General features: G+C 63.2%; 12 protein-coding genes. 7 read left to right on the top strand and 5 right to left on the bottom strand.

Annotation, left to right across the window (positions count from 1 at the left end; genetic code table 11):
* Nucleotides 1-20: 20 nt before the first annotated feature.
* Nucleotides 21-1,475 carry an NAD-dependent succinate-semialdehyde dehydrogenase gene (locus ACSBQV_RS16820; RefSeq protein ID WP_099783953.1) on the bottom strand — a complete coding sequence of 485 codons (1,455 nt, stop codon included), beginning with the start codon at nucleotides 1,473-1,475 and terminating at the stop codon, nucleotides 21-23.
* A 12-nt stretch (nucleotides 1,476-1,487) separates the two neighbouring features.
* On the bottom strand, nucleotides 1,488-2,753 hold the full coding sequence (locus ACSBQV_RS16815; RefSeq protein ID WP_094143336.1) for a 4-aminobutyrate--2-oxoglutarate transaminase: 1,266 nt from the start codon (nucleotides 2,751-2,753) through the stop codon (nucleotides 1,488-1,490).
* 121 nt (nucleotides 2,754-2,874) lie between these two features.
* Between ACSBQV_RS16815 and ACSBQV_RS16810 the strand changes: the two genes are divergently transcribed.
* Nucleotides 2,875-4,347 (top strand): PLP-dependent aminotransferase family protein, encoded by a 1,473-nt coding sequence (locus ACSBQV_RS16810; RefSeq protein WP_099783951.1) that lies wholly within the window; start codon nucleotides 2,875-2,877, stop codon nucleotides 4,345-4,347.
* 22 nt (nucleotides 4,348-4,369) lie between these two features.
* On the opposite strand, the gene ACSBQV_RS16805 is transcribed toward ACSBQV_RS16810, so the two are convergent.
* A complete protein-coding gene (locus ACSBQV_RS16805) occupies nucleotides 4,370-5,989 on the bottom strand; it encodes an ABC-F family ATP-binding cassette domain-containing protein (protein WP_099783949.1) in 1,620 nt (539 codons plus the stop codon).
* Nucleotides 5,990-6,296: 307 nt separating this feature from the next.
* Between ACSBQV_RS16805 and ACSBQV_RS16800 the strand changes: the two genes are divergently transcribed.
* Nucleotides 6,297-8,318, top strand: a complete 2,022-nt coding sequence (locus ACSBQV_RS16800; protein ID WP_099783947.1) for an NADPH-dependent 2,4-dienoyl-CoA reductase — start codon at nucleotides 6,297-6,299, stop codon at nucleotides 8,316-8,318.
* Nucleotides 8,319-8,352: 34 nt separating this feature from the next.
* Here the strand turns inward: ACSBQV_RS16800 and rlmG are convergent, their stop codons facing one another.
* Entirely contained in the window at nucleotides 8,353-9,492 is a 1,140-nt protein-coding gene (gene rlmG, locus ACSBQV_RS16795; RefSeq protein ID WP_033651272.1) for a 23S rRNA (guanine(1835)-N(2))-methyltransferase RlmG, read from the bottom strand.
* A 149-nt stretch (nucleotides 9,493-9,641) separates the two neighbouring features.
* Here rlmG and ACSBQV_RS16790 point away from each other — a divergent pair, with 149 nt between their 5' ends.
* From ACSBQV_RS16790 to sstT, 5 genes are all read left to right on the top strand, one after another.
* Nucleotides 9,642-10,148, top strand: coding sequence for a M48 metallopeptidase family protein (locus ACSBQV_RS16790; RefSeq protein WP_033632026.1), 507 nt, complete (start codon nucleotides 9,642-9,644; stop codon nucleotides 10,146-10,148).
* 50 nt (nucleotides 10,149-10,198) lie between these two features.
* Nucleotides 10,199-11,179: a Gfo/Idh/MocA family protein gene (locus ACSBQV_RS16785; protein WP_075685009.1), complete on the top strand. Its 981-nt coding sequence runs from the start codon at nucleotides 10,199-10,201 to the stop codon at nucleotides 11,177-11,179.
* Between the two features lies 1 nt (nucleotide 11,180).
* The gene (locus ACSBQV_RS16780) at nucleotides 11,181-11,912 is read left to right on the top strand and encodes a glutamine amidotransferase (protein ID WP_089195209.1); all 732 of its coding nucleotides are present in this window, start codon (nucleotides 11,181-11,183) and stop codon (nucleotides 11,910-11,912) included.
* A gap of 252 nt (nucleotides 11,913-12,164) precedes the next feature.
* Nucleotides 12,165-13,133, top strand: a complete 969-nt coding sequence (locus ACSBQV_RS16775; protein WP_025304345.1) for a TerC family protein — start codon at nucleotides 12,165-12,167, stop codon at nucleotides 13,131-13,133.
* A 263-nt stretch (nucleotides 13,134-13,396) separates the two neighbouring features.
* Entirely contained in the window at nucleotides 13,397-14,632 is a 1,236-nt protein-coding gene (gene sstT, locus ACSBQV_RS16770) for a serine/threonine transporter SstT (protein WP_047573594.1), read from the top strand.
* Between the two features lie 52 nt (nucleotides 14,633-14,684).
* On the opposite strand, the gene ACSBQV_RS16765 is transcribed toward sstT, so the two are convergent.
* A complete protein-coding gene (locus ACSBQV_RS16765) occupies nucleotides 14,685-16,172 on the bottom strand; it encodes a UxaA family hydrolase (RefSeq protein ID WP_099783945.1) in 1,488 nt (495 codons plus the stop codon).
* Nucleotides 16,173-16,191 lie beyond the last annotated feature (19 nt).

The raw sequence follows: 16,191 nt of genomic DNA, 5'->3' as shown, positions 1-16,191 counted from the left end.
ATGGGTTAACGTCCTGACGCTCAACAGCTCACATCGATACACAGGTATTTCAGCTCCAGATATTCTTCTATCCCGTAGCGCGATCCTTCACGCCCGAGCCCTGACTGTTTCACGCCGCCGAACGGCGCCACTTCGTTGGAAATCAGCCCGGTGTTGATGCCGACCATGCCGTACTCCAGCGCTTCCGGCACGCGCCACTGGCGCGCGGCGTTCTGCGTGAACAGGTAGGCGGCCAGGCCGAATTCGGTGTCGTTGGCCATGGCGATGGCTTCCGCCTCGTCATGGAAACGGAACAGCGGCGCCACCGGCCCGAAGGTCTCTTCTTTGGCGAAGCGCATCTTCTGCGTTACGCCGGTCACCACCGTCGGCTGGAAGAAGGTGCCGCCCAGCGCGTGCGGCTGGCCGCCGGTGGCGATCTGCGCCCCTTTGATCAGCGCGTCGTCGATATGGCTCTGCACCTTCGCCACCGCATCGCTGTCGATCAGCGGCCCCTGAGTGGTGCCTTCCTGGCTGCCGTCACCGACTTTCAACTGCTCGACCGCCGCCACCAGTTTCTCCGCCAGCCGCTCGTAGATGCCGTCCTGCACGTAGATACGGTTGGCGCACACGCAGGTCTGGCCGCTGTTGCGGAACTTGGAGGCCATGATGCCCGCCACCGCCGCGTCCAGATTGGCGTCGTCGAACACGATGACCGGCGCATTGCCGCCCAGCTCCAGCGACAGTTTCTTGATGCTCGGCGCGCACTGCGCCATCAGAATGCGGCCGACCTCGGTCGAACCGGTAAAGCTCAGCTTGCGCACCACCGGGCTGTCGCACAGCACCTTTCCCACCTGCGCCGCTTCGCCGGTCACCACCTGCAACACGCCGGCGGGAATACCGGCGTCCTGCGCCAGCTTCGCCAACGCCAGCGCGGTCAGCGGCGTTTGCTCGGCCGGTTTGACGATGATGGCGCAGCCTGCCGCCAGCGCCGGCGCCACCTTGCGGGTGATCATCGCCGCCGGGAAATTCCACGGGGTGATGGCCGCGCACACGCCGATCGGCTGCTTCACCACCACCAGGCGCTGCGAAGCCTGCGGCGCCTGCAATACCGCGCCGTCCACCCGCTTGGCCTCTTCGGCGAACCAGGTGATGAACGACGCGGCGTACGCCACTTCGCCGCGTGCTTCCGCCAGCGATTTGCCCTGCTCGGCAGTCATCAGCTGCGCCAGATCTTCCTGTGCGGCCAGCACCTTGTCGGCCCAGGCCAACAGCAGCGCGGAACGCTGCTTGGCGGTCAGCTGTTTCCAGTCGTTTTGCGCCCGCAGCGCCGCCGCGATCGCCTGCTGGGTTTCCTCTTCGCTGACCAGCGGAATGCTGGCCAGTTCGGCGCCGGTGGCCGGGTTGATCACCGCTTCGCGTTTGCCGCTCAGGGCATCGCACCACTCGCCGTTGATCAGACACTGGCTGCGCAACAGCTCGGGATTATTCAATTTCATGCCGATCGCTCCTTAGTGGGCCAGCGCGCGGGACAGAATGCCCATCGCCTTGGTGAACTGATCGTCCGGGATAGTCAGCGGGTAGAGGAAGCGGATCACGTTGCCGTTCACGCCGCAGCTCAACAGCAGCAGCCCTTCCTCCATCGCCTTCTGCTGCACCTGACGGGTGATCTCCGCCGAAGGCTTGCCGGTAACCGGATCGTTGAACTCTACCGCCACCATCGATCCCTGCGCGCGCACATCGGCGATCGCCGGGCTGGTTTTGCGCGCCTGCTGCAACACTTCCACCAGGTGCTGCCCCAAGCGCTCGGCGCGCTGGCACAGCTGCTCTTCGTCGATCACGTCCAGCACCGCGTGCGCGGCGGCCACCGCCAGCGGGTTACCGGCATAGGTGCCGCCCAGCCCGCCCGGCGCCGGCGCGTCCATCACCTCGGCGCGGCCCGCCACCGCCGACAGCGGCATGCCGCCCGCCAGGCTTTTCGCCATAGTGATCAAATCGGGCTTAACGCTGTAGTGCTCCATGGCGAACAGCTTGCCGGTACGGGCGAAGCCGGTCTGCACTTCGTCGGCGATCAGCAGGATGCCGTGCTGGTCGCACAGCGCGCGCAGCGCCTGCATGAAATCGGCCGGCGCCACGTTGAAACCGCCCTCGCCCTGCACCGGCTCCAGCACAATGGCCGCCACCTGCTTGGGATCGATATCCGCTTTAAACAGGCGATCCAGGCTGTTCATCGCGTCTTCGGTGGTCACGCCGTACAGCGCGTTCGGGTACTGGCCGTGGAACACCGAGCCGGGGAATGGGCCAAAGCCCAGTTTGTAAGGCGCCACTTTGCCGGTCAGCGCCATGGTCATATAGGTGCGGCCGTGGAAGCCGCCGCCGAAGGTGATCAAGCCCGGACGGCCGGTGTAAGCGCGGGCGATCTTCACCGCGTTTTCCACCGCTTCCGCGCCGGTGGTGAAGAAAGCGGTTTTACACGGACCGGCGATCGGCGCGCGCTGGTTGATGCGCTCCGCCAAAGAAACATAGCTTTCGTAAGGAACGATCTGATAGGCGGTGTGGGTGAAGGCCTGCAGCTGCTTTTCAATTGCGGCGATCACCTTCGGGTGACGGTGCCCGGTGTTCAGCACGGCGATCCCCGAAGCAAAGTCGATCACTTCTTTGCCCTCCACATCCCACAGCGTGGCGTTCTCTGCGCGCTCGGCGTAAAAACCACACATCACGCCCACTCCGCGCGGGGTGGCGTCCTGACGGCGTTGGTTCAATTCTGCGTTTTTCATGCTGTTCTCTCCGGTCGGTGCCAGTTACACGTTTCGTTCACATTCGTGAAACAATGCCGTTTATTTACACAGGATGTGGCCCTATAATCGAGTGCCAGTTACGAATAATTGAGGGATCCAATTGCGCTCATTGAGTGGTGATCTGTTGCTGCAGCGCCTCGGCGAACAGTCCGATGACAAGCTGCACAAGCGGCTTTATAACGCGATCCGCACCAGCATTCTCGACGGCAGCCTGCCGCCCTCCAGCCGCCTGCCCGCCTCACGCGATCTGGCGCAGGAGCTCAGCCTGTCCCGCAACACCGTGTTAACCGTTTATGAACAACTGCTGGCGGAAGGCTACGTGTCGGCGCGCGCCGGCAGCGGCACCTTCGTCGCTGACACGGTGCCGGACAGCTGCCTCTCCACCGGCGGCGCTCCGGCGGACGGCAGCGGGCAACCGCGGCGCGTCGAACTGTCGGAGCGCGGCGCCACGCTGCTGCACCACGCCAGCGCCAGCCCCAAACAGTGGGGGGCGTTCATTCCCGGCGTGCCCGACGTCAACGCCTTTCCTCATCAGCTGTTCAGCAAGATCCAGGCGCGCCTCAGCCGCCGCCCGACGCCGCAGCGGCTGACCTACAGCAATCAGGGCGGCAGCCCGGAGCTACAGCATGCACTGGTGGAGTATTTACGGGTGGCGCGCTCGGTGCGCTGCTCGCCGGAACAGATCCTGATCACCGAGGGCATCCATCAGGCGATCGATCTGGTGACGCGCATGTTGTGCAATCCGGGGGATGACGCCTGGATCGAAGAGCCGGGCTATTGGGGGATCCGCAATATCCTGCGCATCAATGCGCTGAACATCTGCCCGCTGGCGGTGGACGAAGCCGGGCTGGTGCCGCCGGAGCAGCCGACCAACCCGCCGCGGCTGATCTTCGTCACCCCGTCGCACCAGTATCCGCTCGGCTCGGTGATGAGCCTGGCGCGCCGCCAACGACTGCTGGCGCTGGCGCGCAACGCCGGCGGTTGGATCGTCGAGGACGACTACGACAGCGAATTCCGCTTTTCCGGCCAACCGATCCCGGCGCTGCAAGGGCTGGAAGCCGACGCGCCGGTGATCTACATCGGCACCTTCAGCAAAACACTCTACCCGGCGCTGCGCCTCGGCTATGTGGTGTTACCGCCGCCGCTGGTGCAGGCGCTGAAAACCGCCCACGCCGAGCTCTATCGCGGCGGGCACCTGCTGATCCAGAGCGCGCTGGCGGAGTTCATCCAGGCGGGGCACTACACCGCGCATATCCGCCGCATGCGGCTGCTGTACGCCCGGCGGCGCGCCTTCCTGACCGGCTTGATCGAACGGCACCTCGGCAAACAGGCGCTCAGCGAGTTCAACAGCAACGCCGGATTGCACCTGATCCTCAACCTGCCGGACGAGGCCGACGACGTGGCGATCGCCGCCGCCGCCGGCGCGCAAGGGGTGCTGGTGCGGCCGCTGTCGCGCTACTACATGCTGCCCAATCGGCGGCGCGGCCTGCTGATGGGTTTTGCCTGCGTGCCGGAAGAGCAGATGGCCGCCGCCTTCACCCAACTGTTGGCGTGCATCAACGCCCCGCACTAAGTCAGAGCGCCGCCCACCTGCCTCACCAGGCCTGAAGCCACCAGCCGTCCGCCTGTCGGTGCAGGCGGTGCGTCGGCCGCAGCGCCTGCAGGAAGTCTTCGTCGTGCGACACCACCATCATCGCGCCGGGGAAATCCGCCAGCGCGGTTTCAATCGCCAGCGACGACGCCAGATCCAGGTGGTTGGTCGGCTCGTCGAGCAACAGCAGCTGCGCCGGTTGTCGCCGCCACAGCGCGCAGGCCAACGCCGCCTTCAGCCGTTCACCGCCGCTCAGCGAGCCCAGCGGCAACGCGATGCGATCCGCGCCAAGCTGCAGCTGCGCCAGCCGGGTGCGCAACGCGCCTTCCGCCAACGGCGAATCCTGTAGCCCCAGATGCTCCATCACCGACAGGCCCGGGTCGAGCTGCGACAGGGTTTGATCGAGGTAGGCGGTCGACAGCGGACAATGACAATGGCCGGAAAGCGCCGCCAGCCGGCCGAGAATAGTCTTCAGCAAAGTGGATTTGCCGCAGCCGTTGGGGCCGGTCAACGCCACGCGCATCGGGCCGTCGATACGCAGATCCAGCGGCGGCGCGCTGACGAACGGCAGCTGCAGCCGCTCGAGCACCAGCACCTGCTTGTTCGCGCTCACTTCACTGCCCGGCAGCGCCAGCAACACCGGCTGTTCCTCTTCCACCCGCTGGTAGGCTTCGCGCACCGCCGCATCGAGGCTGTCGCGCCGATCCTGATGCTGTTTGCGCAGCGTGCCGAGGCTCTCCTTCGCCGCCGACTTGTAGGCCACCCGCTCGAAAGAGGCGATATTCAGCGTATCGACGACGCGCAGCGTTTGCGCCGAGCGCCGCTGGCTCATGTCGTGCTCTTTCTGTTGGCGGGCGCGGGTGCGGCGGCGCTCCTCGCGTGCATGCTCCAGATCGGCGCGCGCCGCCTGCTGCTCCGTATCGCGCTGGCGCCGGTAGTCATCATAGTTGCCGCCGTAGCTGCGCAGCGCGCCGGGCGTCAATTCAACGATGCGCTCCATGCGCGCCAGCAGCTGCCGGTCATGGCTGGCGATCAGCAACCCGCCCCGCCACTGATCCAGTTGCTGATATAGCCAGGCGCGCCCGACGCTGTCGAGATGGTTGGTCGGTTCGTCCAGCAGCAGAAAATCCGCCTCGCCGAGCAAGGCGCCGCACAGCGCCGCGCGCATCCGCTCGCCGCCGCTCAGCGAACTGGCGGATCGCAACGGATCGAAGGCCGGCAGCCCGGCGGCGGCGAAGGCGTTTTGCAGGCGATCGTGGAGATCCCATCGCCCTTCCAGACGATCGATATCGTCCGCCAGCGGCCGCCCCTGCTCGAGACGCGCCAGCGCGGCGAACACCTCGCCATAGCCCAACAGCTGGGCCAGCGTGGTGTCCGCGGCGATCTCCGGTTGCTGTGCAACGTAAGCTACTGCGGCATGAGATTCGACGTGCCCGTTGCCCGGTTGATCCCGCCCGGCGATCAGGCGCAGCAGCTGGGTTTTGCCGACGCCGTTGCGCCCTACCAGACCGCAGCGCTGCCGGTCGAAAGCGAGATCCAGCGGGCCGAACAGCGTTTCGCCGTCAGCAAATTGGCAGGTCAGTTGATGTAAAACGAAATAAGGGGACTGCGCTGAATGAGCCATAAGCACTCCTGAATGAGATCAAAACATCCCCACAGGGCGCGAGAGCGCACAGCGTGGGACACGATATCAACAGGTGTGGGTGTTCATTTTCGGTGATGGCTCCGCAGAGAGAAGGAATTTACAACGCGTAAAGGCTAACCGATCTTTTGTTCGTTATGCAAACAGAGTCTGAGATTCATGACATCTATCACATTCGGCGCAACGCAGATTCCCAAGCGGCGCGACAACGGCTAGATTTATCTCATCCGACCACTTGTGTTCACATAATTATAACAACGGGCCCCGATTTCACCCGATGGAGAGTGCAATGAGCAATTACCCTCACCTGCTGGCGCCGCTGGATCTCGGCTTCACCACCCTGAAAAACCGGGTGCTGATGGGATCGATGCATACCGGCCTGGAAGAGCTGCCCGACGGCCCGCAGCGCCTGGCCGCGTTCTATGCCGAGCGCGCCGCCGCCGGCGTGGCGCTGATCGTCACCGGCGGCATTGCCCCGAACGAACAGGGCGTGGTGTTTCGCGGCGGTTCGATCCTCAACAGCGAGGAGCAATTGCCTCACCACCGCCCGGTGACTGAAGCCGTCCACCGGGCGGGCGGCAAAATTGCGCTGCAGATCCTGCACACCGGCCGTTACAGCTATCAACCCAAGCTGGTGGCCCCTTCCGCGCTGCAGGCGCCGATCAACCCGTTTACGCCGAGCGCGCTCAGCGCAGCGGAGATCGAGCAGACTATCGCCGACTTCGCCCGCTGCGCGGCGCTGGCGCAGCAGGCCGGCTATGACGGCGTTGAGGTGATGGGATCCGAGGGCTATCTGATCAACCAATTCTTGACGACGCGCACCAATCAGCGCGACGACCAATGGGGCGGCAGCTTCACCAACCGCATGCGCTTCGCCGTCGAAACCGTCAAGGCGGTACGCCAGGCGGTGGGCCCGGAATTCATTCTGATCTACCGGCTGTCGATGCTCGATCTGGTGGAAGATGGCTCCAGCTGGCAGGAGATCGAGCAGCTGGCGCTGGCGATCGAACAGGCGGGCACCACGATCATCAATACCGGCATCGGCTGGCACGAAGCGCGTATTCCGACCATCGCCACCATGGTGCCGCGCGCCGGATTCAGCTGGGTGACCCGCAAGCTGATGGGCAAGGTCAGCATCCCGCTGATCACCACCAACCGCATCAACGATCCGGCGGTAGCCGAGCAGGTGCTGGCGGACGGCTGCGCCGACATGGTGTCGATGGCGCGCCCGTTCCTCGCCGACGCCGCCTTTGTGCAGAAAGCCGCCGAGGGGCGCGCCGACGAGATCAATACCTGCATCGGTTGCAACCAGGCCTGTCTCGACCAGATCTTTGAAGGTAAGCTGACTTCCTGTCTGGTCAACCCGCGCGCCTGCCGTGAAACCGAAATGCCGCTGACGATGGCGGAAAAGCCGAAAAAACTGGCGGTGGTCGGCGCCGGCCCCGCCGGGCTGGCGTTTGCCACCACCGCCGCCAGCCGTGGCCATCAGGTGACATTGTTCGACGCTGCCGAGCAGATCGGCGGCCAGTTCAACATCGCCAAGCAGATCCCCGGCAAGGAAGAATTCCATGAAACCCTGCGTTACTTCCGCCGCCAGCTGGCGCTGCGTGAAGTGACGGTCAAACTGGGCGTCAAGGTCGAGGCGGCGGATTTAAGCGAATTCGATGAGGTGATCCTCGCCTGCGGCATCGTGCCGCGCACCCCGGATATTCCCGGCATCGGGCACGCCAAGGTGCTGAGCTATCTGGATGTGCTGCGCGATAAAAAACCGGTCGGCCAGCGGGTGGCGATCATCGGCGCCGGCGGCATCGGCTTCGACACCGCCGAGTACCTTAGCCAACACGGCGTCTCCAGCAGCCTGGATCAGGCGGAATTCAACCGCGAATGGGGCATCGACGGCCGCCTTGAGCAACGCGGCGGGCTGGCGGCGCAAGGCCCGCAGGCACCACGCGCCGCCCGGCAGATCTACCTGTTGCAGCGCAAAACCAGCAAGGTGGGCGAAGGTCTGGGGAAAACCACCGGTTGGATCCACCGCGCCAGCCTGGCGATGCGCGGCGTGAAGATGCTCAACAGCGTCAGCTATCGGCTGATCGACGACGAAGGGCTGCACATCACCCGCGCCGAGCAAGACAGCTGCCTGCCGGTGGACACGGTGGTCATTTGCGCCGGGCAGGAACCGCGCCGCGAACTGCAGCAGCCGCTGCTGGCGATGGGGAAAACCGTGCATCTGATCGGCGGCGCCGACGTGGCTGCCGAGCTGGACGCCCGCCGCGCGATCGATCAGGGCACGCGGCTGGCGATGGCGCTGTAAAAAAAGGGCGCACCGCGCCCCTTGTTATTGATTCTCAGCGACGCGCGCCGGATTTCACCGCTCTCAAGATCACGAACTTCTTGTTCGAGGCCACCAGCGTGCAGTTGCCGAACAGACGTTTGAGCTTCTGATGGTAGTCGAGGTGACGGTTGCCGACGATGCGCAGTTCGCCGCCCACTTGCAGGCAGCGCTTGGCGTCGCAGAACATCTGCCAGGCGGTGTGATCGGTAATGGCGTGTTGCTGGTGGAACGGCGGGTTGCACAGCACCGCCTGCACGCTTTCGCGCTCGATGCCCGCCAGCGCGTTGTTCACCTCAAACTGGCAGCGGTCCAGCTCTTGCGGCAGGTTGTGCTCCACGTTCAGCTCGCTGGAGGCCACCGCCATGTAGGATTCATCGACGAAAGTCACCTGCGCGTCAGGATTCTGCGCCAGCGCCGTCAGGCCAATCACGCCGTTGCCGCAGCCCAGATCGACGATATGGCCATTCAGGCCGCGCGGCAGATGCTCCAGGAACAGGCGCGCGCCGATATCCAGGCTGCCGCGCGAGAAGACGTTGGCGTGGTTGTGGATCAGCCAATCGGTGCCGTCCAGCGTCCAGTTGGTGGTTTCCGCCGCCGCCGGCGGGACGATGTCCGCCGCCTGGCAGAAGATCAGGCGCGCCTTCTTCCACGCCAGGCTGGTGCGCGTTGGGCCCAGCACCTTTTCAAACAGCTGCATCGTCGAAGTATGCACGTCGCGCGCTTTGGCGCCGGCGACGATCAGCGTGTCTTCGGTCACGACGTGGCGCAGCGCGCGCAGCTGCTGTTCCAGCAGCGCCAGCGCTTTCGGCACGCGAATCAGCACCACCGCCGGCGCCGCCGGCAGCTCGGCCAGACTGTCCAACAGCGTGACCTGCTCAGGATCCAGACCGTTGAGCTTGAGGTTGTGACGCGTCGCCAGCTGGCTCATGTACGAGTCGCTGACGCTGTAAGGACGATGCGCGTGCAGCGCACAGGCCAGGGTGCCGAAGTTATCGTTGAAAATCAGCACCGGGCGGCCACCGATATCTACGTTTTCAAGCTGTTGCAGCAGATATTCGTCCGCCGCTTCCCACGCCTGCAGCTGGGTGGATTCTTCCTGTTGGGGATAACGCTCCAGCTCAAGTTGCTGTGTTCCCAGATCGAGTTGGCTCATTGCCCCTCCTGACTGATAAAATTTGGGCTGTTTATCCCCTAAAAACGCCCGTCAGTAAAATGTTTTTTCGGATAAATTGCGTATGTCAGGATTTGAGCGAAAAAACAGCATAGAATGACCGGCTGAATGGCCGTTGATACGGAACAAGAATGTCTGAATTGACCTACCTGCAAGGCTACCCGGCGCATCTGCAAAGCCAGGTGCAGCAATTGATCCACCAGAACCGGCTGGGAGACGTGCTGCTGCAGCGCTATCCGCAGGTGCACGACTGCACCACCGACAAGTCGCTGTATCAGTTTACCGTCGATCTGAAAAACCAGTATCTGCGCAACGCCCAGCCGCTGAGCAAGGTGGCCTACGACAGCAAGATCCACGTCATGAAGCACGCGCTGGGCCTGCACACCGCCATCTCGCGCGTGCAGGGCGGCAAGCTGAAGGCCAAGGCGGAAATCCGCGTGGCGACGGTGTTCAAGGTCGCGCCCGAACCGTTCCTGCGCATGATCGTGGTGCATGAGCTGGCGCACCTGAAAGAGAAAGATCACAACAAGGCGTTCTACAGCCTGTGTTGCCATATGGAGCCGGATTACCACCAGTTGGAGTTCGATACCCGGCTGTATCTGACGCACCTTTCGCTGTTCGGCGAGCTGTATGCATAGCGAATGAGGGCGTGATAATCTGCGGTTTTAAGCCTGGACCGGAGTTCGCCATGATTCGCTTTGCCGTCGTCGGCACCAACTGGATTACGGAACGTTTTATCGATGCCGCCCATGAGAGCGGCAAACTCAAGCTGAGCGCCGTGTATTCACGCTCGCTGGAACAGGCGCAGGCGTTTGGCGCCAACTATCAGGTCACGCAGTTTTTCGACTCGCTCGAGGCGATGGCCCAGTCCGACGCCATAGACGCGGTATATATCGCCAGCCCCAATTCCCTGCACTGCCCGCAATCGCTGCTGTTCCTGCGCCATAAAAAGCACGTGATCTGTGAAAAACCGCTGGCCTCCAACCAGCGCGAAGCGGAACAGCTGGCGGCCTGCGCGCGGGAAAATCAGGTGGTGCTGTTCGAAGCGTTCAAAAGCGCCTATCTGCCGAATTTTCTGGCGCTGCAGCAGGCATTGCCGAAAGTCGGCCGGCTGCGCAAAGCCTTCATCAACTACTGCCAATACTCTTCGCGCTACCCGCGCTACCTGGCCGGCGAGAACCCCAACACGTTTAACCCGCAGTTCTCCAACGGCTCCATCATGGATATCGGCTACTACTGCCTGGCCAGCGCGGTGGCGCTGTTCGGCGCGCCGCAGTCGGTGCTCGCCAGCGCCACGCTGCTCGATACCGGTGTGGACGCCCACGGCACCGTCTGCCTGAACTACGGCGATTTCGACGTCACGCTTTCCCATTCCAAGGTCAGCGACTCGGCGATCCCCAGCGAGATCCAGGGAGAGGAAGGCACGCTGATTATCGACAAGATTTCCGAGTGTCAGGGCGTGGCGCTGACGCCGCGCGGCGGCAACCGCCAAGATCTGAGCCAGCCGCAGCACATCAACACCATGCTGTATGAAGCGCTGGCCTTCGCCGAGCTGGTGGAAAATCACCGGGTGGAACATCCGGGGCTGGAGAATTCGCTGATCGTCGCCCGCCTGCTGACCGATATCCGCCGCCAGACCGGCGTCGTCTTCCCCGCCGACGGAGAATGAGATGAAACCGCTGCTCGTGATGCAAACCGGCGACGCGCCGCAGGCCATTCGTCAGGAATTGGCCAACTTTGATGGCATGTTCCTGCAACAGGGTAATATCGACGCCGAACGCGCGCACATCGTACACTTGCCCGCCGGCGAGCGGCCGTTGCCGCCGGCCGCCTATTGCGGCGTGGTCATCACCGGCTCGCCGGCGATGGTGACCGAACAGCTACCGTGGAGCGAGGCGGCGGCCGAGTGGCTGCGCCAGGCGATGGCGCTCAAACTGCCGCTGTTCGGCGTCTGCTACGGCCACCAGCTGTTGGCCTACGCGCTCGGTGGCGAAGTGGGTTACCACCCGCAGGGCATGGAGGTGGGCACGCTGGAGATCGAACTGCTGCCCGCCGCGGCCGAAGACCGGCGGCTCACCCTGCTGCCACCGCGCTTCAAAGCCAACCTGATCCACTCGCAGAGCGTGCTGACGCCGCCCGCCGGCGCGCAGACGCTGGCGCGTTCGCAGCAGGACGCGCACCAGATCCTGCGCTATGGCGATCATGCCCTGACCACCCAGTTCCACCCGGAATTCAACGGCGCGGTGATGAGCCAGTATCTGCAGTGGCTCGGCGAGCTGCATCCCGAGCAGCAGGCTCGCTATCAGCAGCAACAACAACAGGTTAGCGACACGCCGTTCAGCCGCCTGCTGCTGCAGGGATTCGTCGTCAGCCTGGGCGCGCAAAAAGCGTTGGCCGGCTAACGCGATTCACGTTGACCGCCGACACATTTTGCATTACTTTCTGCTCTGCAAAGGGGAGTAACTTCATTGCCGGTCAATCGTCATTACGATGCGCAAGCATCCGGTTACCGGGCAACCTGATGTCAAAGGTGTAACCACCTTCATCAACGTTGTAAGTGAGACCTTGCCGGAAGGCGAGGTTTGCTTGCAGCGTTCACAGAGCGGCTGGCGTCTTCCGACGTTGGCCGTTTTTGTTTTTGAAGGATACCTCTGATGATGAATTCCGTTGGCACACCGTGGTTATGGGGCAGCTTCGCCGCCGTCATAGTCGTGATGCTCGCAATCGACCTCCTGTTGCAGGGCCGTAAAGGCGCGCACACCATGACCCTGAAGCAGGCCGCCAGTTGGTCGCTGGTGTGGGTCAGCCTCTCTCTGCTGTTCAATTTCGGTTTCTGGTACTACCTGAATGAAACCGCCGGGCGCGCCGTCGCCGATACCCAGGCGCTGGCCTTCCTGACCGGCTACCTGATCGAAAAAGCGCTGGCGGTGGATAACGTGTTCGTCTGGCTGATGCTGTTCAGCTACTTCGCCGTGCCGGCCAACCTGCAGCGGCGGGTGCTGATCTACGGCGTGTTGGGGGCGATCGTGCTGCGTACCATCATGATCTTCGCCGGCAGTTGGCTGGTCAGCCAGTTCCAGTGGCTGCTGTATCTGTTCGGCGCTTTCCTGCTGTTCACCGGTATCAAGATGGCGCTGGCGAAGGAAGACGACTCGGCAATCGGCGACAAGCCGCTGGTGAAATGGCTGCGCAGCCGCCTGCGCATGACCGACAGCCTGGAAGGCGAGCGTTTCTTCGTGCGCCGCAACGGCATCCTGTTCGCCACCCCGCTGGTGCTGGTGCTGATCCTGGTGGAACTGAGCGACGTGATTTTCGCGGTGGACAGCATCCCGGCGATTTTCGCCGTGACCACCGACCCGTTCATCGTGCTGACCTCTAACCTGTTCGCCATCATGGGCCTGCGCGCCATGTACTTCCTGCTGGCCAACGTGGCGGAACGTTTCTCGATGCTGAAATACGGCCTGTCGGTGATCCTGGTGTTTATCGGTATCAAGATGCTGATAATCGACTTCTTCCACATCCCGATCGGTATCTCGCTCGGCGTGGTGGCGGGCATCCTGACGCTCACCTTGCTGATCAACGCCTGGGTCAATCGCCGCAACGATCGCCTGGCGAAGAAATAACCATAATCTGTTATCCGGGGCGCTAGTCGCCCCGCGATTGTTTGGCAATTCCCCCAAAACGCCAAACGTTATTACGATCACACAAATGTAACCAGTATGTTATCAAGTGTTGATCCGCGCTCAGAATTTCACCCTCGCCTCTTTCCAACATCATTCGATTACTGAATACTGATTCGGCAAACACACTTAGTTACAGAATCATATAAAGCTGTCCGGCGTCGTTCCCGCCGCGGCGGCCAGATAACATCAGGAAGAGAAGCACTATGCAAAAACTACTACAAAAGATCACGCAGGGCAGCCTGGTCAAACAAATCATGGTCGGCCTGGTGGCCGGCATTCTGGTGGCGCTGGTTTCACCGGCGGCGGCAGCGGCGGTCGGCCTGCTCGGCACCCTGTTCGTCGGCGCGCTGAAAGCGGTAGCGCCACTGCTGGTGCTGATACTGGTGATGGCCTCGATCGCCAACCATAAACAGGGGCAGAAAACCAACATTCGCCCCATCCTGTTCCTCTATCTGCTGGGCACCTTCGCTGCGGCGCTGGTGGCGGTCGTCGTCAGCTTTATCTTCCCTTCCACGCTGGCGCTGACCACCGGCGCAACCGACATCACCCCGCCAGGCGGCATCGTGGACGTGATGAAGGGCCTGTTGATGAGCGTGGTGGCCAACCCGTTCCATGCGCTGATTAACGCCAACTACATCGGCATTCTGGCGTGGGCCGTCGGGCTGGGGCTGGCGCTGCGCCACGCTTCCGAAACCACCAAGGGGCTGATCAACGACATGTCCCATGCGGTCACGCTGGTGGTGCGCGCAGTGATCCGCTGTGCGCCGCTCGGCATCTTCGGCCTGGTGGCCTCCACGCTGGCGGAAACCGGCTTCGGCGCGCTGTGGGGCTATGCGCAACTGCTGATGGTGTTAATCGGCTGCATGCTGCTGGTAGCGCTGGTGCTCAACCCGCTGATCGTGTACTGGAAGATCCGCCGCAACCCGTATCCGCTGGTGTTCGCCTGCCTGCGCGAGAGCGGCGTGACCGCCTTCTTCACCCGCAGCTCCGCCGCCAACATCCCGGTGAACATGGAGCTGTGCAAAAAGCTGAATCTGAATGAGGACACCTACTCGGTTTCCATCCCGCTGGGCGCCACCATCAACATGGCCGGCGCGGCGATCACCATCACCGTGCTGACGCTGGCGGCGGTAAACACGCTGGGCATCGCGGTGGACGTCCCGACCGCCCTGCTGCTGAGCGTGGTGGCCGCCCTGTGCGCCTGCGGCGCCTCCGGCGTGGCCGGCGGCTCGCTGCTGCTGATCCCGCTGGCGTGCAACATGTTCGGCATTCCGAATGACGTGGCGATGCAGGTGGTGGCGGTCGGCTTTATCATCGGCGTGCTGCAGGATTCGGCGGAAACCGCCCTCAACTCCTCCACCGACGTGCTGTTCACCGCCGCCGCCTGCCAGGCGGAAGACCAGCGGCTGGCGAACGAAGACCCGCTGAAGGTGCGTTAATCGCGCGTTGCTTCATAAAAAGGCGCTCCCTCGAGCGCCTTTTTTGTCAGCTTTACAGCGTCACCCCGCTTTTAAAGATCGCCAGCTCGCGAAAGTCGTTGGTTTCATTACGCGCCGGACGCCCGTTGGCAATCTCGACAATCAGATCGATGAAGCGGCTGAGCAACGTCTCCATCGCCACGCCGTGGATCAGGCTGCCGGCGTCAAAATCGATCCAGTGCGGTTTCTTCGCCGCCAGCTCGCTGTTGGTCGCCAGCTTCACCGTCGGCACAAAGCCGCCGTACGGCGTGCCGCGCCCGGTGCTGAACAGCACCATATGACAGCCGGCGCCGGCCAGCGCGCTGGTCGCCACCGCGTCGTTGCCCGGCGCGCTGAGCAGATTCAGCCCCGGCACGCGCAGCCGCTCGCCGTATTTCAGCACGTCCACCACCTGGCTTAGCCCCGCCTTTTGGGTGCAGCCAAGCGACTTCTCCTCCAGCGTGGTGATGCCGCCGGCCTTGTTGCCCGGCGACGGATTCTCATAAATCGGCTGCTGATGGGCGATGAAATAGCGTTTGAAATCGTTGATCATGTCGACGGTTTTGTCGAAGGTTTCTCCATCGCGGCAGCGGCTCATCAGAATGCGCTCGGCGCCGAACATCTCCGGCACTTCGGTCAGCACCGTGGTGCCGCCGTTGGCGATCGCATAATCGGAAAAGCGCCCCAGCAGCGGGTTGGCGGTAATGCCCGACAGCCCGTCCGAACCGCCGCATTCCAGGCCGAACTTCAGCTCGCTCAGGCGGCCCGGCTCGCGGCGATCGTGGCGCATCTCCCGATACAGCTCGTGCAACAGCGCCAGCCCGGCCTCCACTTCGTCGTCCTGCTGTTGGCACACCATAAAGCGCAACCGCCTCTCGTCCCCTATCCCCAGCGTGGCGCGAAAGGCATCCACCTGATTGTTCTCGCAACCCAGCCCGATCACCAGCACCGCGCCGGCATTGGGATGGCGCGCCAGGTTTTGCAGCATGATGCGGGTGTTGGCATGATCCTGCCCCAGCTGCGAGCAGCCGAACGGGTGGCTGAACAGATGCACGCCGTCGATCCCGTCCGCCTGTGTTTGCTGCAAAAAGCGCTGCTGGATCTGGCGAGCGATACCGTTGACGCAACCGACGGTCGGCACGATCCACAGCTCGTTGCGGATCCCCACTTCGCCGTTGGCCCGTCGGTACAGCCGCACCTCGCGATCCGCCGCCTGCGGCGGCAGCGCCGGGAACTGCGGCTGGTAACGGTAGCTGTCCAGATCGCTCAGGTTGGTTTTGACGTTTTGCGAATGAATATGCTCCCCAGGCGCAATGTCCGCGAGCGCATGGCCGATCGGCTGACCGTATTTGATGATGTCTTCACCCTCGGCGATCGGGCCGAGCGCAAATTTATGCCCGCGCGCCACCGGCTGCGCCAGTTTGACGACCGCGCCTTCCAGCTCAACGCGCTCTCCGGCAGCCAGATCGCGCAGCGCCACCGCCACGTTATCCTGCTCGTGAATCTTTATCGTACTTTGCATAAACCGGTCCCGGATAACG

Origin of the sequence: Serratia sp. B501 (assembly GCF_051172315.1) — a bacterium.
Lineage (GTDB): Bacteria > Pseudomonadota > Gammaproteobacteria > Enterobacterales > Enterobacteriaceae > Serratia > Serratia ureilytica.
This window is presented reverse-complemented; position numbering and strand designations above follow the sequence as displayed.

Bases quoted from the DNA above. Each gene is read 5' to 3' on its own strand.
- ACSBQV_RS16780 (WP_089195209.1), top strand. From the start codon at position 11,181: ATGAAACCGCTGCTCGTGATGCAAACCGGCGACGCGCCGCAGGCCATT.
- ACSBQV_RS16805 (WP_099783949.1), bottom strand. From the start codon at position 5,989: ATGGCTCATTCAGCGCAGTCCCCTTATTTCGTTTTACATCAACTGACC.
- rlmG (WP_033651272.1), bottom strand. From the start codon at position 9,492: ATGAGCCAACTCGATCTGGGAACACAGCAACTTGAGCTGGAGCGTTAT.
- ACSBQV_RS16775 (WP_025304345.1), top strand. From the start codon at position 12,165: ATGATGAATTCCGTTGGCACACCGTGGTTATGGGGCAGCTTCGCCGCC.
- sstT (WP_047573594.1), top strand. From the start codon at position 13,397: ATGCAAAAACTACTACAAAAGATCACGCAGGGCAGCCTGGTCAAACAA.
- ACSBQV_RS16800 (WP_099783947.1), top strand. From the start codon at position 6,297: ATGAGCAATTACCCTCACCTGCTGGCGCCGCTGGATCTCGGCTTCACC.
- ACSBQV_RS16815 (WP_094143336.1), bottom strand. From the start codon at position 2,753: ATGAAAAACGCAGAATTGAACCAACGCCGTCAGGACGCCACCCCGCGC.
- ACSBQV_RS16785 (WP_075685009.1), top strand. From the start codon at position 10,199: ATGATTCGCTTTGCCGTCGTCGGCACCAACTGGATTACGGAACGTTTT.
- ACSBQV_RS16790 (WP_033632026.1), top strand. From the start codon at position 9,642: ATGTCTGAATTGACCTACCTGCAAGGCTACCCGGCGCATCTGCAAAGC.
- ACSBQV_RS16820 (WP_099783953.1), bottom strand. From the start codon at position 1,475: ATGAAATTGAATAATCCCGAGCTGTTGCGCAGCCAGTGTCTGATCAAC.
- ACSBQV_RS16765 (WP_099783945.1), bottom strand. From the start codon at position 16,172: ATGCAAAGTACGATAAAGATTCACGAGCAGGATAACGTGGCGGTGGCG.